The sequence below is a fragment of the Halovulum sp. GXIMD14794 genome, assembly GCF_054457455.1.
In genome coordinates, this window is sequence record NZ_JBTLNF010000012.1 from 1 (window position 1) to 20,104 (window position 20,104).

At 63.7% G+C, this 20,104-nt stretch carries 19 protein-coding genes; 5 read left to right on the plus strand and 14 right to left on the minus strand.

What is annotated here, in order from left to right:
- The 3 genes from ACW9UR_RS23715 to ACW9UR_RS23725 all read right to left on the minus strand — a co-directional run.
- Positions 1-1,670, minus strand: a 1,670-nt coding sequence (locus ACW9UR_RS23715; protein WP_458919565.1) for an AAA family ATPase, incomplete at its 3' end; no start/stop codon positions are given.
- A gap of 123 nt (positions 1,671-1,793) precedes the next feature.
- On the minus strand, positions 1,794-2,735 hold the full coding sequence (locus ACW9UR_RS23720; RefSeq protein WP_458919566.1) for a GIY-YIG nuclease family protein: 942 nt from the start codon (positions 2,733-2,735) through the stop codon (positions 1,794-1,796).
- Positions 2,736-2,935: 200 nt separating this feature from the next.
- A complete protein-coding gene (locus ACW9UR_RS23725) occupies positions 2,936-3,454 on the minus strand; it encodes a hypothetical protein (RefSeq protein WP_458919567.1) in 519 nt (172 codons plus the stop codon).
- 121 nt (positions 3,455-3,575) lie between these two features.
- On the opposite strand from ACW9UR_RS23725, the gene ACW9UR_RS23730 reads away from it, so the two are divergent.
- Positions 3,576-3,740 carry a ribbon-helix-helix protein, CopG family gene (locus ACW9UR_RS23730; protein ID WP_458919568.1) on the plus strand — a complete coding sequence of 55 codons (165 nt, stop codon included), beginning with the start codon at positions 3,576-3,578 and terminating at the stop codon, positions 3,738-3,740.
- Positions 3,741-4,127: 387 nt separating this feature from the next.
- Here ACW9UR_RS23730 and ACW9UR_RS23735 read toward each other — a convergent pair whose 3' ends face one another.
- The 3 genes from ACW9UR_RS23735 to ACW9UR_RS23745 form a co-directional block, all read right to left on the minus strand.
- On the minus strand, positions 4,128-4,415 hold the full coding sequence (locus ACW9UR_RS23735; protein ID WP_458919569.1) for a hypothetical protein: 288 nt from the start codon (positions 4,413-4,415) through the stop codon (positions 4,128-4,130).
- Positions 4,416-4,819: 404 nt separating this feature from the next.
- Entirely contained in the window at positions 4,820-5,548 is a 729-nt protein-coding gene (locus ACW9UR_RS23740; RefSeq protein WP_458919570.1) for an HNH endonuclease, read from the minus strand.
- Between the two features lie 13 nt (positions 5,549-5,561).
- Complete coding sequence (locus ACW9UR_RS23745; protein WP_458919571.1) at positions 5,562-6,098, minus strand: DUF6650 family protein; 537 nt, start codon at positions 6,096-6,098, stop codon at positions 5,562-5,564.
- Between the two features lie 558 nt (positions 6,099-6,656).
- On the opposite strand from ACW9UR_RS23745, the gene ACW9UR_RS23750 reads away from it, so the two are divergent.
- Both ACW9UR_RS23750 and ACW9UR_RS23755 read left to right on the plus strand, forming a co-directional pair.
- Positions 6,657-7,478 (plus strand): Hachiman antiphage defense system protein HamA, encoded by an 822-nt coding sequence (locus tag ACW9UR_RS23750; protein ID WP_458919572.1) that lies wholly within the window; start codon positions 6,657-6,659, stop codon positions 7,476-7,478.
- Positions 7,468-10,602, plus strand: coding sequence for a DEAD/DEAH box helicase (locus ACW9UR_RS23755; protein ID WP_458919573.1), 3,135 nt, complete (start codon positions 7,468-7,470; stop codon positions 10,600-10,602). The genes ACW9UR_RS23750 and ACW9UR_RS23755 overlap by 11 nt, the downstream gene beginning before the upstream one ends.
- Before the next feature lie 389 nt (positions 10,603-10,991).
- Here ACW9UR_RS23755 and ACW9UR_RS23760 read toward each other — a convergent pair whose 3' ends face one another.
- The 3 genes from ACW9UR_RS23760 to ACW9UR_RS23770 all read right to left on the minus strand — a co-directional run bounded on the left by ACW9UR_RS23760 (position 10,992) and on the right by ACW9UR_RS23770 (position 13,362).
- Positions 10,992-12,347 (minus strand): HipA domain-containing protein, encoded by a 1,356-nt coding sequence (locus ACW9UR_RS23760; RefSeq protein WP_458919574.1) that lies wholly within the window; start codon positions 12,345-12,347, stop codon positions 10,992-10,994.
- Positions 12,344-12,565: a helix-turn-helix domain-containing protein gene (locus ACW9UR_RS23765; protein WP_458919575.1), complete on the minus strand. Its 222-nt coding sequence runs from the start codon at positions 12,563-12,565 to the stop codon at positions 12,344-12,346. Before ACW9UR_RS23765 ends, ACW9UR_RS23760 begins: the two co-directional genes overlap by 4 nt.
- A gap of 167 nt (positions 12,566-12,732) precedes the next feature.
- Positions 12,733-13,362, minus strand: a complete 630-nt coding sequence (locus ACW9UR_RS23770; protein ID WP_458919576.1) for a LysE family translocator — start codon at positions 13,360-13,362, stop codon at positions 12,733-12,735.
- A gap of 211 nt (positions 13,363-13,573) precedes the next feature.
- Between ACW9UR_RS23770 and ACW9UR_RS23775 the strand changes: the two genes are divergently transcribed.
- Positions 13,574-14,074, plus strand: a complete 501-nt coding sequence (locus ACW9UR_RS23775) for a YciE/YciF ferroxidase family protein (RefSeq protein WP_458919577.1) — start codon at positions 13,574-13,576, stop codon at positions 14,072-14,074.
- A gap of 130 nt (positions 14,075-14,204) precedes the next feature.
- On the opposite strand, the gene ACW9UR_RS23780 is transcribed toward ACW9UR_RS23775, so the two are convergent.
- Both ACW9UR_RS23780 and ACW9UR_RS23785 read right to left on the minus strand, forming a co-directional pair.
- A complete protein-coding gene (locus ACW9UR_RS23780; RefSeq protein WP_458919578.1) occupies positions 14,205-14,444 on the minus strand; it encodes a hypothetical protein in 240 nt (79 codons plus the stop codon).
- A gap of 315 nt (positions 14,445-14,759) precedes the next feature.
- Positions 14,760-14,891 carry a hypothetical protein gene (locus ACW9UR_RS23785; RefSeq protein ID WP_458919579.1) on the minus strand — a complete coding sequence of 44 codons (132 nt, stop codon included), beginning with the start codon at positions 14,889-14,891 and terminating at the stop codon, positions 14,760-14,762.
- 132 nt (positions 14,892-15,023) lie between these two features.
- Here ACW9UR_RS23785 and ACW9UR_RS23790 point away from each other — a divergent pair, with 132 nt between their 5' ends.
- Positions 15,024-15,308: a hypothetical protein gene (locus ACW9UR_RS23790; RefSeq protein WP_458919580.1), complete on the plus strand. Its 285-nt coding sequence runs from the start codon at positions 15,024-15,026 to the stop codon at positions 15,306-15,308.
- Here ACW9UR_RS23790 and ACW9UR_RS23795 read toward each other — a convergent pair.
- The 3 genes from ACW9UR_RS23795 to ACW9UR_RS23805 form a co-directional block, all read right to left on the minus strand.
- Positions 15,305-15,766 (minus strand): hypothetical protein, encoded by a 462-nt coding sequence (locus tag ACW9UR_RS23795; RefSeq protein WP_458919581.1) that lies wholly within the window; start codon positions 15,764-15,766, stop codon positions 15,305-15,307. The genes ACW9UR_RS23790 and ACW9UR_RS23795 overlap by 4 nt on opposite strands.
- A gap of 255 nt (positions 15,767-16,021) precedes the next feature.
- Positions 16,022-17,230, minus strand: coding sequence for a DUF413 domain-containing protein (maoP, locus tag ACW9UR_RS23800; protein WP_458919582.1), 1,209 nt, complete (start codon positions 17,228-17,230; stop codon positions 16,022-16,024).
- A gap of 203 nt (positions 17,231-17,433) precedes the next feature.
- Positions 17,434-19,317, minus strand: coding sequence for a hypothetical protein (locus tag ACW9UR_RS23805; protein ID WP_458919583.1), 1,884 nt, complete (start codon positions 19,315-19,317; stop codon positions 17,434-17,436).
- Between the last annotated feature and the right edge of the window lie 787 nt (positions 19,318-20,104).

The following is a 20,104-nucleotide window of genomic DNA, read 5'->3' on the forward strand; positions in this document are numbered from 1 at the left end:
TCGCCGCCGCCGGGGGTCAGCAGCACGCGCTGCACCGTGCCGAGGCCGAGCGCCGCGCAGGCGAGGGCGTGGCCGCATTCATGCACCGCGCTGCGCCAGCGCATGGCGTCGCCGTGCGGTGTCGATGCGATCCCGAGATGGGCGCGGATCCGCGCGGGATCCACGGGACGATCCGCCGGGGGAGTGGCGTGGCGTGCGTCGGCGCGCGCGGCACGGACCGCGGCGTCGATCTCGGCCGCGCTGCGCCCGATCGCGTCGGTGGCGAGGGCGTGCAGTACGGCGGGCGGGATCGCATCGCCGAGGTGCCGGGTGAGGATGCCGTGGATGGCGGCGCGGTCTGGCAGGGGCATCTCGATGTGCACGTCGAGGCGGCCGGGGCGCAGGATCGCGGGATCGATCGTCTCGCGGTGGTTGGTCGTCCCGACGACGATCACGCCGGGCTCGCGCGCGATCGCGTCGAGTTCCGCCAGGAATGCGTTGATCACCTGCGTTCGATACGACCTGCCGTGGCTGTCGGTGCTGGTGCGCGATCCGACGGCGTCGAGCTCGTCGATCACCAGCACGGCGGGCGCGCTGCGCCGGGCGCGCTCGAACGTGCCGCGCATCTCGTGTAGCAGGTTGCCGAGGTGCCCGGCCGCCTGCCATTCCGCAAAGCTGCCCTCGACCGTCGTGATACCGGCCGATGTCGCCATCGCGCGGGCAAGCCAGGTTTTGCCGGTTCCCGGCGGCCCGTAGAGGAGCAGCGAATGGCTCAGCTCGGACCAGGCGATCTTGCCCGCCTGCCACAGCCGCAGGTCCGCGACCAGGCGGCGGGCTGCGATCAGGGCGGGACTGCTGCCGGCCATCGCATCGAGATCGGGGCCGTCGGATCTGCGCGGCGCCGTGGCCTGCGCGATCCGGGCCAATGCGGCCTCGAGACTGGCCGCGCGCAGGGCCAGTTGCAGCACGGTGAGCGGCAGCGCGGCGACCGCCGCATCGCCGGGCAGCCGGGGGCGGATGGGGGCGGTATCCGCCTGCGCGCTGCGCTCGTATCGCTGCGCGAGCAGCAGCGCCAGTTGCGCGCCGTCGAGCGGTGGCACGCGCAGTGGCGCGGGGCCGCTCTCCTCGAGTTCGGGCGGCAGCAGGTCGCGCCGCGACACCACCAGCAGCACGGCGCCGGGGCGTTCGAGTGCCTGTGCGACGTCCTCGTGGAAAAAAGCCGCGACACGCTGGGGGGACTCGTAGCTGAGCCGTCGCGGGGCTACGACCAGCAGCTCGTCCGCGCGGCCCGGAACCAGCGCGCTCTCGCCGACGCGCTGGCCGGGCGCGAACAGGCCGCGCTGCAGGAGTTCCGCGCCGATCCGCGCCTCCTCGTCCTCGAGCCCGGTGAGGATGCTCAGCGCACCGGGGGCGCATCGCTGCGCCATCGCGGCCTCGCCCCCGAGCGCCACGGCGAGCCGCAGCGCGACGATCCGCTGGTGCAGGGATACGGGACGAACGAGGCTGGTCTCCGAGCGCGCCGCGTCGCTGCCGGACGTGTCCTCGCCCCGTGCCGACGTGCGGTCGCGCGCCCCGGTGCCGGGTGCGCTGTCCTCCCGGTCGAGGTTGTCGGTGGCGCCGCGGGCGGCAAGGCGGGCGAGCACGCGCTCGGCGTAGGCCTGCCAGGACGGTGTGGGGTTGGAGTCGGGCATGGGTGGCCTCCGGATCGGGGAACTGCGGGACAGGGGCCGCGCCCGGCAGGCGCGGCGGAAGGGCGGAGAGTGGCGCCGCTGTGGGCACGGGATGGTGGTTGACTGGGTCGGGCTGGCGGGGCCTCAGGCGGCGCGCTGCCAGGTCTCGATCCGGTCGAGCAGGGCGTCGATCTGCGGCCGGATCGCGATATCGTAGATCTCGGATCCCACGCGGATCTGCCCCTGCCAGCAGCTCGGATCGACGCGCGCCTCCGGGTAGCGGTGGCGCAGATGCGCGTGCAGCGTTCTCTCGGTGCGGAGCGCATGGCGACCCGATCGGACACGGACCGTGCGCAGCAGCTCGGCCGGCATGGCGCGGTCGATCACCAGCTGATGCGCCAGCCGCGACCCGGGATCGCGGGAATATCCGAGTTTGATCACATCGCGGCTGTTCGCGAGGGTGAACCGCAGCAGGTAGAGGTAGCTCGGCGCCACCACCCAGCCCTCGCCGCACTGTCCGCACTGGAAGCGGCCCGTCTGCATATTGACGCGGGCGATGCGCTGCACGTGACCGCAGCTGTGCTGGTAGGTGCGGTAGTTCGCGTCACCCTCGGGATCCGGCCCGACCAGTTCCCAGCCGCGGGTGCGCGCCTCCTCGGCCTCGACGCTGGCGTGACAGACCTCGCAGCGCAGCCCGGTCGCCCCGGCCGCCGCCCGTTTGACGATCTCGTGCTGGCGGTGGATCACGTGCCCGCAGGGCGCGCGATAGCGGCTGTAGTGGCGGTCCTGCGGGTCCCGGTCGATATGCACGAGCCCCGCGGCCTCCGCATCGCGCTCCAGCCGATCGCGCACGCAGTGCGGGCAGCGTGGCCTGGTGGTGGTCACCGTGTAGATTCGGCTGGCGTGGGAGCGCCGGCAGCCGTGGCATCGGAGAGCGAGGTGGTATCGGTCGCGGATCCGCCGGGTGATGCTGAACCCATGCCGGTTCGCAGCCTCCTGCCAGTGGTCGTGGATGGGGCCCGCGTAGACGGTCTCTGTATCGACAGGAGGGGCGGTCCAGCGGCCGCGTTTGTTCGATTTGCTCATGGGGTGGTCTCCGGGTGTGGTCCGAGTGTGAGGGCACAGCGCGGCCGGGCCGCGCCCGGCAGGGGCGGCGGAGGCGGCGCGCAGCGCGCGAGGGAGCGCCCGCCGCAGGTGGCGCGGCAGGGCAGCAGGGGCCTTGAAAGGGAAGGGGGTGCCGTCGCCGTGCGGGACGAACCGTCAGACCCGACGGCGGCGGTGCCGGGTCAGGCGGCGATCACGTCGAGGTTGAGTGCAGGGTAGAGATCGACCCCCGGCGGGCTGTACGTCTCGAGCTGCGCCAGCGTCCGGAACCGCGCGCGGCCCGCGGCAACGAGGCGCGCCACGCGGCCCGTGGCAGCGCCATCCCCGCGCGGATCGCGCGGGCACACCCGCAGCATCGCCTCGCCAGCCTCGAGCGCCTCGTCCAGCGTCTCGGCGCCCAGCAGCAGGTCGATTGCCTCGACAACGCGCACGAAATGCACGTCGGTCCGGGCCTCGAGGTCCGCGTCTCGGATCGCCGAGATCAGGCCGGTGACTGTGGCGTGGGTGCGCTCGGCGTCGGTCAGCCAGGTGCGGAACGCGGTGTCCCAGATATCGACGTCGACGATGGCGCGCTCGGCGTCGACGTGCACATCGATCGCATCGAGCAGGCGCAGGTAGAGCGCGGTGATGCGGGTGTCGGTGCGGGAAGCGCGCGGGGCTTCAGGCGCCCGGGTGGGCGTGGTAGACGGCATGTTAGCCATGAGCGATCTCCGTAGGATCGGTTGTGGTCAGAGCGGGGGTGAGAGCGCCAACTCTTGCCTCCGCTCGCATACCATGCAATTACTGCATTGTGATGTCAACATCAAAATGCAGGAGAGTCGTATGGCTCCACCGAAAAAGAATACCCAGGCGCTGACCGTGAGAGTCTCGCAGCAGATGCTCGCCGCGCTCGACGACCGGCGGCGCGAGGAACAAGATTTGCCGACGCGCCCGGAAATGGTGCGCCGGCTTCTCGCTGATGTGCTCGGTGTGAGGGAGGACGACTAGCCTAGGTATATGAGCCGGCGGCTGTGGCAGTGGAGGAAGTGCCGCTATGCGATATCTACCTTAGGGCGAGCGTCTGGGCGAAGGTGACCGGCAGGCCCGGCCGGAGATAATCTGGCGGATCCTGGCAGCTGCGATTGAGGGCGGAGCCGCGCATAGCGGGGTATGTGAGCCGCTAGAAGGGTCGATCGCGGACCGGATCCCCAGGCGATCGGCGGGGTATGGGCCGGAGGATCGTCCGAGCCGTGTTGCCACGCATTGCGTCAGCACCAGAACGAAAGACGCCCCACCGAGAGGGCAGGGCGTCTTCGATGGGCTTGTTGCGGGGCGTTGGAGCCAGGGGAACGCGATCTTTGCCTCGGAGATCCTCCGGCCCGCCGGAGAGCCAGGCTACGGGCGAGCGTTTGCCCGCGGGCGGGACTGCTCCTGCTGCGTGGAAGCCGGATCGGACGACAGCGCGCGCAGATAGGTCCCGAGCGTGCTCGCGGAAATCGAGATGGCGCGCGAGCTGAGGATGCCTGCGAGATCGGCGAGGGTGTGGCCATTTGCGCGGGCAGCGGCCAGGTCAGAGTGGAGGGAGTGCACCACGTCCTTGGCGGTCAGGGTGTCGCGCTTCTTGGGCGGCAGGTCCGCCAGATCCTTGCGGAGGGCGGTGAGTGCAGCGGGGGTGATGGGCATTGTTGTGTCCTGCGATTAATAGTGCGGACACTCATTGTAGGCATGTGGCCGACCGTGGCTACCAGAGGGCGGGGGTTTTCCACAGGAACGTGCTTTATAGCCGGGGAAACTACTAGTCCCTCGATCCGGTTGGGGGCAATCGGTGAGAACGGCCCAAAGCCGACCTCGGGGATACTTTCAACGAATGGCAGCTCAGAGCCCAAACAGCCCGCGCGTGGGACGGAATTCTTCGTAGTTCCAGCATATGCTGATCCGGCCCGAGCGACTGCGTGCCGGACGTTCGGCCTGCGGGGCAAAAAGGTCGACTTCAGGCCATAGAGCAAATCTTGAGCGAGAATGCGAATGCTGCGGTGCTGCTTCTATTCGGCGGTAACCGCGAAGTATGAGCGGCGCTCGCGCTTCGCTCACCCATATTCGTCGGCATTCACGAAGCCCTGCCGCACGGGACCGCAGGCTCCCCCAGGTATCAGCGCAGCGGCAGTAGGCATCTCAAACTGGTGGCACCACTCGCCATCGTCGCCGCCATGCACGCAGTCGGTGCAACCCGTCTCGCGGTCCTCGTCCAAGCGGTGGATGCGGTCATGGCAGTCGCCACAGAGGGCTACCAGCTCAAACAGGAACTCACTGCCCCAGTTGCGATAGGACAGGTGATGCACCTCGCTGGCTCGCGCTTTGCGGCACCCCTCACACAGGCCGTTGGCACGGTCCATCACCAGCGACCGTCGCTCTGCCCACCCAGACGAAGCAAGGTAGTCGGCATGAGACCTCTGAAAGTATGACTTGCCCTCCGCACTGCCCCGCCATCGGCTCTCTTGGAGGGCGACGTAGCGGCGGCGCACCGAGTCCCACTCACCCTTCCGCTTCGCCTCATAGGCCGGGTGTTGCGCCTCATCTATCTCGGGCAATAGGTCACTCTCGGAGGTGCGCTTCACCGGGTTGCCCACCAGCAACCCGCAGTCAAGGCACTGCTTCTTGACGATTGGTCCACCGCCCTTGTTGAAGCCCCGCCGAAGCTCGGTGCGCTCGTGTTTGCAGTCGGTCGCGCTCAGCGCGTTCACCTCCCTCGCGTATCGCTCAGCAAGGTCGCGGTCCAAGGGGACGCGCTGGTCTGTTTCGGGGTCGGTAATCGCCATCGGTCGTCTCGCCTCACTCTTCCGGTAGCTGTTCCGCCACGGTGCCCGGTATCACGGTCGCCAAGTCTCCCTCCACGTCGATGTCGTAGTGTGCGGCCAGCAAAGCCACCTGATACCCGACCGTCGCGCGGTATGCCCCGAGGGCGGTGAAGAACCCCGGACCGAAGCGGTGTCGGTCATACCGATCGTCGTCCCAGTCATGCACCATGTTGTGGAACTGCTCATTACAGTCGTCATGGTAGCGGCGGCTCGCCTCCCTAATGGTGCGGAGGGGTGGCACGGCAAAGGCGTTGGCCCCGAGCCGCTGCAAGGTGCGCGTGCATTCCTCGCGTATCTCGTGGATTGAGTGCTCCACCTGCGAGGGCACTTCCAACTGCATCGCGTTGTAAAGGACGCGACGGTCCTCTAAGAATATAAGGAACTCATGCACGACTTTCGCCTCCGACGGCCCGGGGTCCGCCCATTGCATACCGCCCAGCGGCGTACTGATCCCGGTAATCCTCCGCGCCGTGCTCGCTGTCACCTTCTTGCTTCGCTTAAACCAATTCATACTCTATCTCTAAAACGAACTTTGAATATCGACCCGATCGGCTGACCCTGCCATAGCGACAGCTCATACTGAAGTCTGGGCAAGCGATTTCTCACATTTCCTACTCATGGACTTGCCAGCGCTGCCGCGCTGCGATCAATCGATCGATCGATCGCAGCACGGTTACCGGCCGAGCTACAAAAGGCAGCATCTGCAAGCGCCTTCCGAAGAAACAAGCTTCGTCGAGGCGGGAGCAAAGATCGGTCCTATTGATGTGTTCGGCCCATATCATGACATTCATGCCTGCGGCGGCGAATTCCCGACCCGAGCACAAACTGGAAATTCGGTCACTGCCGACATAGGCCAGCGACACAGCTGTGCTCTGGCGGCCAGCCTATTGCACAGCATAGGATCTGTTCAGAGAGTTTGGCTCCCTATCTTCTTTGATCAAGTAGGCAAATGGGTAGCGCTCCGATTCTCACCAGTCTCTGCAAATGATACACAAGCCAGGAAACTTCATTGGATACTGTAACTTGGCCGCAGGTTGTGCCAGCTTCCGAAGCAGAGAATTCAAGGAGAATGCCGGTGCCAATGCCCCGACACTTGGCTTGGTTGGTTGATTCCGGCGAGCGCCCGGCCACCGCTTGTGGACGCGAGATCGAGATTTGGGAGCTCACCCCTCAGGAGGACGAAGCCGTTCTATCGGAGTGGGCTGCCCACTTCCGCCATCACTACATTGCAGACGAAGACCTGCCGATCATGGTAGACGGTACCGGCCTGACCAATGCGGAATACTTGCGTCAGACCCTTTTGCCCGATCGAACTGAAGTCCCCGGCCCAAGCCTAAGATCAGGTGACTTCGGGGAGATACTGGTCGCTGATTATATCGAATACGTTCTCGGTTACTGGTGCCCGCGCGAGCTGCGGTATCAGGAGCGCTGGAACCGAAATGACTCGACCAAGGGGTGCGATGTAATCGGCTTTAAGTTCTCCACTGACGGCCAGGTCAGTGCTGAAGATGAACTTTTCATCTTTGAGGCAAAATCCGGTATGTCGGTATCCGCCAGGAACCGATTGCAGGATGCGATCACAGACAGCGACAAGGACAGACTTCGTGAGGCGATGAGTCTCAATGCCATCAAACAGAAGTTTGTCACGCGCGGTGCGATGGATAATGCCAATCGCGTCAAGCGTTTTCAGAATATGGCCGACAGGCCATTTCGGCGGATCAATGGCGCAGCCGCAATTCTCGACCAAGTTGTGCTTGAGGCAACCGATCTAACCACTGCCGACGCATCGGCGCATCACAATGCGGCGGACATTCGACTCATCGTAATCAAGGGGCCATCTCTGATGCAGTTGATCCACGCCATCTACGAGAGGGCGGCGGATGAAGCCTGAAGCAAGTGCCCAAAACGTCCTCTCGACCACCCGAGCCCGGGCGAAGATGCGGGAGTTTCGCGTCGCCGAGGGAGACTTCAACCAGCTTCCCCGTGATCCCGCCATCCTCTTTGGGCTGGCAATTGGTATCCTCGGCGATGTCGCTTCCATCGTTTCGGATCAGATTGGAGGTGAACTGGCGGGTGCTCCGGGAGCCTTCCCGATGCCGACTAGCTGGGAGGACGATACAGCCGATCCACAAGCCTCGCTCCGCTTCGCGTCGATTTTTTTCGACGCCTATATCAATGCAGAACTGGATGCCGACCTTACGCCTGAGCTGTCGCTACTGTGCGCCGCGACATACTACATCGCGGGCAGCGTCGGCAGCGCCGCTGTAATCGTTCGCCACATGGATCAGCCAGGCGTAGATATTGCTGGAGGACTGGGCCTTCTTCTATACGCTATCCTTCGGAACGAGTTCGATGCACTCGGCGCGTTGAATGCCCATCAGGAAAGGTCGAACTCACTTCTCAACGCATTGTCGAGTTTCTTCCGGCTTGAGGGAGATGCTGAGCAGGTAGCCGCCCTTGCCAAAGAACTCAGGCATTACTTTCGCGAACACGGCTCACCGCGCGAATTGCTTTACGCCGATGTTATCGGCGCAGTCTGTGCCCTTAAGCTGCGAAATGCGGCTCGTACGATTCTCCCGCTCGCATCGGACCTCGATGCGGAGTTGTGGCGACCGGCGCTCGCGAAGCCGCGATTCCCGATAGAGCTTTGGCCCGCCCAGAAGCGGATCGCCGATGCCGAAGTACTTAGTGGGAGGTCTGCCATCATCCAGATGCCAACCAGTGCCGGGAAAACGCGCGCTACCGAGCTAATAATCCGATCGGCCTTCCTCTCCCAGCGGGCAAACTTGGCGGTGATTGTCGCCCCGTATCGTTCGCTCTGCCACGATATTCGGGGCGATCTCGTCACCGCCTTCAATGGCGAGGATATCCGGCTGGATGAGGCCTCGGACTCCTATCAGTTTGACATTACACTTGATGTTCTCTTCGCCGCCGACACAGTCTTGATCGTCACGCCAGAGAAGTTGCTCTACATGCTCCGACGCGCGCCCGACCTGGCGGAGCGGATCGGCCTGATGATCTACGATGAAGGCCACCAATTCGACGGGATGGCGCGCGGGCCGACCTACGAGCTTTTGCTCACGTCGCTCCGCATGGCGCTACCTCCCGAGACGCAGGTCATTCTGATTTCTGCAGTCATAGGCAATGCTGATGATGTGGCGGGATGGCTGATCGGCGACCGCGAAGCCGTTCTCGATGGCGTTGGTCTCATGCCGACGACCAAAAGCATCGCGTTCTCGAGTTGGCAGGACCAGCGCGGGCGCCTTGAATATGTGGACCCCGAAGACCCCGACGATCGCGAATTCTTTGTACCGCGCATCATAGTGGACACCCCACTTCAGCTTCGCCCGCGAGAGCGGGCGGAGCGGCGTTTTCCTGAGAAATCGGGCAGCGACGTGGGCCTTTTCCTTGGCCTTCACGTCGTCGGAAATGGCAGTGTCGCCGTCTTCTGCGGGCGCAAGGACAGCGTGACCACCGTCTGTAAGCGAGCGGTCGATTTGGCTGGGCGCAACTTCGAGACCGAGTGGCCCGTTGCATTCTCCGACCCCCAAGAGGTGGAAGCCATCCGGTCCTTATCTCAACTCCAGCTTGGCGCTGACGCTCCGGCTACGCAGGCTGCGCGCCTCGGCGTGTTCGCACACAGTGCCGATACGCCCCATGGCATTCGCCATGCGATCGAACACGCCATGAAATTCGACCGTGCGAAGTTCGTAGTATGCACATCCACACTCGCCCAAGGCGTTAATTTCCCCTTGAAATATTTAATCGTCACGACAACCCAACAGGGGGGCGAGAGCATCCTTGTTCGCGACTTCCATAACCTGATGGGGCGTGCCGGACGAGCGGGTATGCACACCGAAGGCAGCGTCATATTCTCGACGCCGACCATCTATGACCAACGCCAGCAATTCGGTCGAGGCCAGCGCAACTGGCATGATACTGTGAGATTGCTCGATGCTGCCAACTCGGAACCGTCGAGTAGCTCCATCTTGGCATTGTTCCAGCCTTACACTCAGCGTGGCACCGCAATTGTGCAGGAAATCCAACCAGAATGGCTGGATCTTGCATTCGCCAATGAGGAGACGATCGAGGAAGTAGTGGATGCCGCACTCGCGATCGAGCCGAGAATTAGCCGTGCGGATTTCCGCAGGTTTATCGAAGGAAGGGCTCGGGCCGTCCAGAATATCGCGGCCTTCCTCGTCGCAAACATGACATTCGCCGAAGGCGAGGACGCCGCTGAGCGGGTCGCGGAACTGGCTGCGAATACGCTCGCCTATCATCTTGCCGGGGAAGACACGAAACCCCGTCTCATTGAGGTGTTCCGGGCAATCGCCGCATCCATCGCCGCCAATACAGATGGTGATCAGCGGGCCGTCATCCGGCGCTCGCCATTACCGCCCGCCGCCGTCGCCGAGCTACGAACTTGGCTCGCCGAAAACCTGCCAGCGCTTCAGGTAGCCGCTGCCGAAGACCGGCTTCTTGACGAAATTGCCCCCATCGCGATTCGCTACGCTTCCTCGCGTAAGATCACGGCTTTCACTAATCAGGACGTGATCCCCCGCTCGCTCCGTGAATGGGTTGCCGGGGACAGCTATGCGCACATCCTCGCGACCCTTGAGGTTTTTGATACGCGGGTCGGTGGGCAACAGCGCAGACCCAAGGTCGAAGACGCCGTGGCGCTTTGCGAAGGTGGCTTCGGCTACGACGTGGCGATGATCGTCGCTTCAATTGCCGATCTCGCCGAGGAGGTAGACGAAGGCCTTTATAGTGCTGCCTCTTTGCTTCAGCGCCAGGTCAAGACGGGGCTAACGGCGCGTGCCGCGCTGGCCTTCCATGAGGCGGGATTCGCGGACCGTCATGTCGCCAAATACCTCGGGACGCTCTGGCCGTTTGCAATTGATCGCGGCGCCGTGCGCGCCCTCTGCCAGCAGGAGGATGTTATTCGGCCCGCGCTCGATCAGTTCCCAAGCTATTTTATCGCCGTCGCAGCGGAGCTGGGCGGGTGGGCGGTTTAATCTGCCCGTACACCTCATAGGGGATTAGAGAGCATGCTCCAACGTTTTCGGAGCCAAAGCAGCCCAACGATTGTTTCGAGTGTCTTGAGGCTGCTTTTGCGCTTTGCGGTCGTTCGTCCACGGCGCAACGAACGGCAGCTTCCCGCCCACCGTGCCTCGGTGGACGGATCCCCCTCCTAGGGGAATCACCCTACTAGTTGCAATCGACTGATGGGTGGATTCGCTTGCCGGACGCTGTCTGTGTCAACGGCGGTGCGAAATCCGGCTAGTCTGGGTAGGCCGGTGTCTGAACGAGGCCACCGAGACCGGGTACACGAGGATCGGCGACAACACCGAGGTCAACTGCAGCAACAGGTTCTCTGGCTAGGGCAGGGCGCGCGCTCCGGGCTTCAGCTCGGCAGTCCCCAGCCGCCCACAGCAGCTCTCGCATCCCTGATCTTCCGGGGGAAGAGATCGCGCTCGGGGATAATGAGCTTCAGGTCCAGCGCGTCGTTCACGACACTCAGCTGCGTTGCGACGGCATCCGCCAGGAGCTTGTCGCTCCGCTCCTCCAGCATATCGAGCTGCGCGGCGACGCCATGAAGAACGGCCCTCTCACTCCTGGTGAGGGGAGATGCCCTGAACCCGAGATCGGACTTGGCGTCTGCAAGCGCCCCAGGCATGAGATCCTCGGCAAATGCCGCGCCGCCCAGTCGAAAGGCGAACTCGTGGGTGACGGTATCGTCCATCGTGACGGGAACGACATCGTAGAGCGGTGCAAGCTCGCCCCGCTCTCCCCGGTAGAGGATCGAGCCGTTCTTTGCGTGGTTGTCGGTATTCCCGACCGCGAGGTTGAAGAGGGTCTGGCGGAGAAACTCGAGCCGGAAGCGGGCCGGGACCGCAACTTGCGATGCGATCCGGTCGATCGCGCGCAACGAGAAGCCCTCCCGCGCAGTTTCGCCATCGGCGTCGCGCTCATACTTGAGCTGGCGCGGGATTCCGAGCGCCTGGGCGAAGTCCTCGGAATGGATACGGCGGATGCGACCGCCGTCGATCGACCTGTCGAACCGCACGGTTAGGATCGCCCCGATGGGGTGTCCGTCACCGGCTGCCGGGGTCTCGATATACTCAGTCTGGATGACCGCCAGGCCGAGATCCCGCGCAAGTTCCAGGAGAGCGTGCTCGCGGCGGGTCAGGTGGGCATCCGAGCGCGGCGAGACCTTGAGGATATGGGTGGTCGGCGCGCCGCTCCCGGCAAGCGGCAGGTAATAACGGCCATCGAACGCCACGAGGGCGATCTTCGGTTGCACGCCGGCGACCGGCGACGGATCGCGCTGGGTTTCAGGGAGCTGTCCGATCTCGTGCAGTGTCCGTACGATGCCTTCCAGCCGCTCCTCGTCGATCTCCTCGTAGTCGTCGGGGAAAACGCCGGGCCGCTTGCCGGGCCCCTGTCCTTCGGGCGTGATCGAGATCGCGCCAGGGCAGTCCGCACCCAGGTGCGCGAGAAGGCCCGCGATATCGTCCCGATCGATCCCGTGCAGGCTCATGACGCGCTCCAGCTCCCGCCCCTCGAAGAGCAGGTTGCCGAAGAAGGCGCGGCAGGGCGCGTCGCCATATGCCTCTTTGCGGATGGGCATGGACATGGAGATCCTGCCGCGCAGCGGCAGGTCGGGCTCGGCATAGGTAAACCGCATCGCGTTGTCGTCCCGGCGCTCGAGACTGCCGACCGGCTCCTCGAGGCCCTCCATCCAGACGTCGAGCCTCATGTGCGGGGCTCCGCAGTGAGGTCGATCCCAAGCGCGGAGAGAAGCCGCATGTAGGTGTCGATCTTCGCGGGAACGATGCCCTTCTCGATGCGGGAGAGGTTGGACTGGTTGACGCCCGTGAGCGAGGAGAGCTCCTCCTGCGAGATGCTCAGCGCCTGGCGGCGATCGCGGATGACCTTGCCGAGATCGGCATGGGACGTGATCGGATAGGTGCGCATCGGGCCCTCGTTTATTGCTTGGGAACAATAAGTCAGGGTTCGAGGGCCAGTTTCAAGGAGAATATTGCCTGCGCGCCATATTTGGCTGCCAGCGGTGCAGAGCTTGCCGAAATATTGCGCCTGAGCAATATCGAAGCGGCGCCTACGAGGCGGCCGCCGCGCTTCGGTCAATCCTTCACGAGTAGGTATCCACCGAGGCCAACCATGAGGCCGCCAGTGCCCCGCCTGACCGCAGAGGCATGCTTGAAACCACTCGCCTTGCGCGCCACGTGCTCGGCCCCAACGGCATAGGCGCATTTGACGCCACCGACCGAGAGGACGGTGACTGCCGAAATGATGGCGATGTCGGCCCCTGACAGCCCTTCCAGATCGACGAACGTTGGCAGGAGGCTCGCGTAGAAGAAGATCGCCTTGATATCGCCGAGGGTGAGCAGGAGCCCGGATGCGAAGCTCGCGATCAGGCCGCCGCTGGAAACCCGGCCTCCGGTCGCCTCCGTGCCCCGATCTCCTGAAGGCCGGCTCCCCAGCAGCCCGATACCGAACCAGATGAGGTAGGCAGCAGCGATATACTTCACCGCAACGAAGAACCCGCCCATCTGAGCGGCCAGGGCGGACATCCCGAGTATGGCGATCATCATGAAGATCAGGTCGCCGCAGACAACGCCGGCGGCTGTCGCGAGCCCGTTGCGGATTCCGCGAACGGTGGACTGGGTGACGACCAGCAGGACGCTGGAGCTGGGAAGGGCCGCGAGGCCGGCCATGAGCGGAACCAGAATGGCTATGTTGTACCAGGTCATGCGCACCCCCATGCTGCAGCGACAGGAGAAACCTGCCCGACCCGGCGCGCGGATTTCAAGTGGCACTTGCTGGTGGGCCGATCGGCAAGGACTGGCCGATGGCGGGCTCGGACCGCTCCCTCGCGGCGCGCCAAGGGAACCCGCCGGGCGTTTCCGGCCTCTCCTCAGGTGGGCTGCCAATTTCGGCGCCCCGCGTTCGGAGGAAAATCGAATGGCCAAATTCTCGAAAGACATCACGTCGATGGACGACCTGTTCAGCCATATGCTGCAGGACATCTACTACGCCGAGCAGCAGATCGAGAAAGCTTTGCCTGACATGATCGAGAAGGCGAAGGACAAGTCGCTGCGCAAGGACTTCGAGGACCATCTGCAGGAGACCGAGACTCACGTCGAGCGGCTCGAGGAGGCATTCAAGCTGATCGGCGAGAAGCCGAAGGGGACGACCTGCCCCGCGATCGACGGGATCATCAAGGAGGCCAACGAGGTCGCCGGCGAGATCGGCGATGACGAGGTTCTCGATGCCGCCCTCGCCGCCGCGGCGCAGGCTGTCGAGCACTACGAGATCACCCGTTACGGCACGCTGATCTCCTGGGGCAAGCAGCTCGGACACGACAAGGCCGTCAAGCTCTTCGAGGAGACACTCAAAGAGGAGAAGGCCGCCGACAAGAAGCTCACGAAGGTTGCCGAGAAGCGCCTCAACAAGGCCGCGTGACCTTCTTCGGGGTCGCGATCCCGGAGCCTCGGGGCCATGGCGTGCTGGAGGATGCACCAGTGCGCCACGCCCCTGAACGAAAAGAGCCGGCCCACGGGCCGGCTCGATGCCTTGTTTCGTCAGATCCGTCTCAGGCGGGCTGCTGGCCCTGCGGCTGCCTCTCGGCGCCCGGCGCCAGCGCCTTCATGGCGATCTCGGCGATGAGGAAGGCTCCATCCACGGGTGCGCCGATGGCCTTGGCGTAGCTCGAGCGGGGCAGGGCATCCTGGTCCACGTCGAAGGCAAGCTTGACGGGAATGGGTTTGCGTGCGCCGTCGGGGATAAGCAGGCCCTCGTTCGGCCGGCTCGGGATGCTCGATAAACAAACCAAGCCTCCCTCGTCCCATATTATCGCGCAGGGTAACCCTGGGTCCTGAATCCGCTCGAAACGACCCCGGATCGGGCTTGGCGGCGCCATCAGCGTTCTTGAGATCCGCAAGTCAAGTATATGTAATCGAATGGTAAAAATTTTACCGAGGCAAGAAGCGCCTGGGCCACTCGAAGCGAGTCAAAGACCGGATCGCTTGGATGGGTAAAATCTCGATCCAGGGGCGGCGTGCGCGTTCTCCGGGGCCGGTAAAATGGCCGCGAGGCCAGTTGGCGGCGGCCGCGCGGAGCGTGCGCGGCCAGGAGTCAGGCGTGAACGTCAGGGACCGATAAACAGTGCGAGCAGCAGTGCCCACCAGGCCAGACCGACCTGGATCGCCTGGCTGTCGCGCGTCCACCAGAGGCCGGCGATGTCGTTCTGGAGCTTCGAGTCGAACCTGAACAGAACCACTGCGGCTCTCCTTTGAAGCGAAACATGATTTCGATTTTCGCATTGCCGTGCGGGTACTTCGACCGCATATTCTTATTCAGGATGCGGGCGACGCGAAGCTTCCGCACCGGAAAATCGAAGGAGGCCCTCCCCATGTCCCTTCCCCACGACGCGCTGATCTTCGACATGTCCTACCTGAACGGCCCGAAGGCACGGCTCAGCTTCGGAGGCGAGGATGCCCGGATGGGGATCACGAACCGTGCCCGATCCGCGCTGAATGAACTCCTCGAGGTAGGCTATGCCATGCCGGTCCAGCCAGACGGCCCGTCGGTCGGGCGCAAAGGCTACCGTGGATCGAACAAGGAGCCGCACATCGGCAGGCTCGCGATCGAAGCCGGGATTGACCCGTTCGACGGCGGGGCCGACAGACCGGCTTAGTCGAGCGATACAGGATACTGATCACGAACCTGGCTGACTAATTCGAGGGCAGCGCGCCGGCCGCTTTGCAGAACCTCGAGGCAGCCAGTAAAATCGACGATCCGCATCAGTTGGTTTGGTGATAGTTCGACGCCCAGATAGAGCGCCTTCTCGCCGATAGCCCACGTGGCATCAATGACGCGCCCGGATTGGGGACAGAGGTTCCAAGCATGGCCGAATGGCATAGCACCCAGCGTGACGTCCCAACCGTAACCCTCACAGTATGGAAATCCGTGACGCAGGCTCAGTTCCCAAGCGTTTCGAAAGCACTGACGACGGGACATTTTTTTTATACCGTGAGGCAGATGACTGCCCTCCCAACGCTGGCCATTTTCGTGCAGATATTTCGCGAGTGGAAGCTTTCCGAAGGGTCCGGCCAGAGTTTCGTCGATCAAATTGCATTGTAGGGCTGTAGGCATGTCGTGTCACCAATTTCGTCCGCGGTATCGACGCGCGCAGGAAGCCCAGAAGAGCGTGCGACACGAAAACCGAGATATCGTGCACAAAAGAAGAGGCCCGCGCCGGGACGCACCGCGATCTCCTGCCGCGTATCGTGCTGTCTCGGAGCGGGCCAGGTCGGTCGCTCGACGTCGCCTGCCTCAAGGACGTCTGTCACTCGCTAATGGAGCAACAATACGTTTTTCGCAAATCCGGCACAAGCAGGTTTTTCTCCCTCACGCGCTGGCGGGCTGGATGCCGCCGGCCCGACGCGGTGCTCGCGAGATCATCCGGCCGATCGCCGCCATGAGCGCGGCGGCATCTATCGACTTCCCCGCCTTCTGGAGGAGCATGGCCGCGAGGATGCCTGCGACCATGCCCACCCAAACGGGGCCGGCGACCACGGCGCTGGTCGCGAGAACGACGCCGCTGAGGGCCCCGCCGCTCGCGACGTCAGCTGCCAGTTGGCGCAATCCCTGGGGTTTCTTCCTCTGTTGATGGAAGGCACGCGCGGCGCAGACGAGGGAGACCAGGAAGAGCAGGGGGTTGGCGGACGCGAGCGCCGCGATGCCGCTGGAGCCGATGAAGCGCGCGAACGCCTGCCTCTCAGGCTCGGACCAGTTGAGTAGCGCTGCCAGGGCGGGGATCGCAGTGGCAGCAAGTTCGACCGCGTTGAGCGAAAGCGCGTCGACCAGTTCGGCCTGGTTGATGCCGAGAACCGCAACGGTCTCTTCAAGCCAGGCAAGGCTCTCGCTCGAAAGCGTGGTGACGGGCATGCCGACGACGGAGGCGAGGTCGGAGGCATAAGCGCCTGCCCAGCCCCGGAGCTCGGCCCAGAAACTGTCGTCCGCGAGCGCCTGTCGCGCCGCATCCCAGGAGCCGGCAAGCGAGTGGCCGCCATCGAGGATCCTGTGCGTGATCGGCGTGCCGACAGCATTCTGAAGGAACTCGGCGTCCATTGCTTGGGTGTAGGCATTCGAGAGCGTGTTGAATTGTTCGGCCGACCAGCGCTCCACCTGCCTCGCCCATTCGGAGTCTGCCGTGATCGCAGCGACCCACATCGCAGCCTGGCTGCCCTGATCCTTGAAGCGAGCCGCCCTGTTTCGCAAGCCGCTCTGCAGTTTTCCAATGCCAAGGCCCACGCGGTGCGAAAGGCCGGGATGAAGCTCGGCCCCCTCGATCTCGTCGATGGCCTCGACGATCTCGGCCGGCGCCGGGAGGCCGCTTGGAAGGGCTTCTTTCCGACAGTGTTCCATGTAGCGGGAATAGGCGAGTTCGTGCTGCGACCGGGGCTGCGCCCGACCCGCGGCGACCTCGACGAACCGGGCCTGGGCAGCATTCGAGGGCGTCCTGCGCCCGGAGGCCAGATCCTCGTAGAAGTCCAGGTAGCGCGCCAGCAGGGATCGGTCCCAAGGAGTGAGGTCGCTGACGGGGAGACGCTTCATGGTATTGAAATCCTGAACTTAAATGGCTTCGGAATTGAACACGGCAATGCCGCGGCGGTCAACCGTCCGAAAGCGAAATGGGCCGGGTGTTTCCACCCGGCCCACCCCTTGAGAGGTCGCGTTCGCTGGCGACGTGCTCAGAACAGGTTGTCCTGCACCTCCTCGGCGGGGGCTTCGGTCTTCTTGGCCTGGGCTACATTCTCCTACTTGGATGTCGCCCAGCGGACATAGGCGTTCCAGTGTGAGATCAGCGCCTCGATCTGCTCCTTCCGGGTGCGGCCGCGCGAGCCGGGCGTGGTCTTCGCCAGTTCACGCCGCAGCTTGGTAGCGGGGTCCTGCGGATCGGTGATGTTCAGGCCGGTCTCGATCTTGCTCAGGAACTCTTCCGCAAGCTCGGGGTGTTCACGTTTCACCCGGTAGAGGAAGTAGGTCATCACCCCGGCCGAGCCGAGCTGCTTCATGCCGGCCTTGCGGGCCAGGGCGAAGTTGTCCGCCATGCCCGGATGCTTCTCGATCACCTTGAGCAGTTCGCTCGAAGTCAGCGTTAGTGTATCGCTGCTCGATAACGGGATCTGGTTGTCTTCCTTGTACTGGAAGCGCGCGGCGGCCACGAGAACCCGGTCATCCGTCTTGGGCCCAGCCTTGCGGACGGTCCGTTTGGCATGGGTGTCGAAGGTCGCGAAGGCTTCTTCCGGAATGTTGACCGCGATTGGCAACTCTACCGGCATGTCCGCGTCCCGGATACCGAGCAGCCGGTGCTGGCCATTCAGCAGGCGCGGCTCCTCGCCGGCGGGATACTCCTTCAGCGGATCCTTGGTGAAGCAGATCGGCTGGGCGTTCATCATCCAGTTGCCGTTCCTGATGTCCCGCGCGATCGCCGCGACGTGGTTCTTCTGCGTCCGGCGGTTCTTCCGGTTGATCTTCGGGGAGAGCCACTTGGAGGCCATGTCGGGCGTCACAGTGATCCGCGTGACATAGACCTCGTCGGCCTTGCGCTCCGCACCGGTATGCACGATCTCGGCCAGCTCGCCGGCCAGCTCATCGGTGTTGCTCGACGGATCGAACCGGCCCTCGCGAAGCCCCGGATACCCGTCCATCATCGGCATGCCCAGGTTCGGCGGGGCGGTCTTCTTGTTGAAGTCGGACTCGGTCGCGGGGACCTTCTCGGCCTTCTCCTTGCCGTTGACCGTCCGGACCACTTCGCGGGTGCCATAGTCCGGCGACCAGGTCAGCGGTGCGGAAAGCTTCTCGCCGCGGCAGTACGCGTTGAAGTGCAGGATCGCGTGCGCGAGGATGGTATCTACGGGCTGGTTGTTGGTGCGGCCCATGCGGCGCGCTTCCTTGGCCGCGTTGTGCCACATCCCGAGCTGGATACCGAACATGCGCGCCGGGCTCTCAAGACCTTCGGTGTGGTTGAAGGTCAGCTGCTGCAGGAAGCTCTCGAGCTCGTCCCGCTTTCCGGCGAGGATCGCCATGAAGCAGAGCGTGGGCCGGGAGGTCGAGTGCAGGGACGCGCTGGAAAAACGGTTCGCGATCTTGACGGCGTCGTGCAGTTCGGGGTTCGCGGCGAGGACCTGGTCGAAGCGCGACCAGCTGATGCTGACCTGGCTGTCGCGGCCCAGAACGCCGTTCTCGATCCGTATGAGCTTGGACATGAGGCGAACGACCGTGCCGGCATCCTCGACGCCGCGCGCCTCGAGCACGCCCTGGTAATTCCGGCGGCGATGCTGATCAATCGTGTGGAGGATGTCGGCGGGGACGCTGCGAGCAACGAAGGTGTCGAACGGCTTGCCCGAGCGGATGCAGGCATGCAGGCGCTGGACGCCGTCGATCAGGCGGCCTTCCTCGTCGATGATGAGCGGCTGACCGTTGATCACCCAGCTGTCGGCGCTCATCGCCTGCGCGTAGGTCTCGATTGCGCGCTTGTCTTCGTGCGCGCCGACCGCGGTATCCAGCAGCTCTTGCGCGATTTCGGGCGTGATGGTCTCGCGAACGTTGTCCCTGTCGGCGTTGTACGGCAGACGAGGCTCCTGCTTTGACTTTGCCTGCGACTTCGGCGCGGGAGTGGCCTTCTTACTCGTGCTCATTTCCGAGTCCTCTTGCGCGACCCGGCAAGGCCGCTTGCTTGACGGTACGAGGGCGGCAATCCTCAAAAAATTCTCCGAAACGCTGGTTCTGAACCACTCTCTCGGTCCGGGAGTGACACGCCAGACGCGCGTGCAAGTGAATTTTTCGCATTGCCATACAGGATCAAAAACCCCAGTTTTCCGCAAACGTCCAGCTTTTCTTCCCGTGAAGATGATCTCTTCACTACTGCAGGATGGGGCCGGGCAGGTTAGTCGCCCGAATGGTGGGTAAATCAAGATAGCTTTGAAAACTTAGCAACCTGAAGTGGCAATCCTGAAGCTGTGGATGGAGCCCCGGCCGCTCTTTCAGTTATAGAGGCCCGCCTCATACTCGGGGGAAAACGTTTTCGGCATGTCATTCAAGGTCACGATCGGTCGGTTCGGCGAGCGCGAACCCGGAAAGGATCAGAAGGACGCATGTTCCGTAGGCAGATTGGCGAAGCATGGGCGCGGCATACTTACTTTTTCGATGTTTCGTTCCCTGCTTAGCACAGCTCTTTGTCCCTACGTGAGCGTTGACAGGTCCGCTACCCGTCCTTTACCCAATTAATAATATTGATTCATTGTCGCTCAACCGGGGTGCGCATTCGACAGTCTGCAAATTTGGAAGTGCGATCCGTTTTTCATGGCCCCGGTATCCTCAAATGGCCGGCCCTGCCTCGTCTCGATTAGGGTTCGGGGACGTGGTTCGTGGACCCTATTAGCCACGGCACGAGACCGAGTTCAGGACATTTCAAGCCGAATGCGG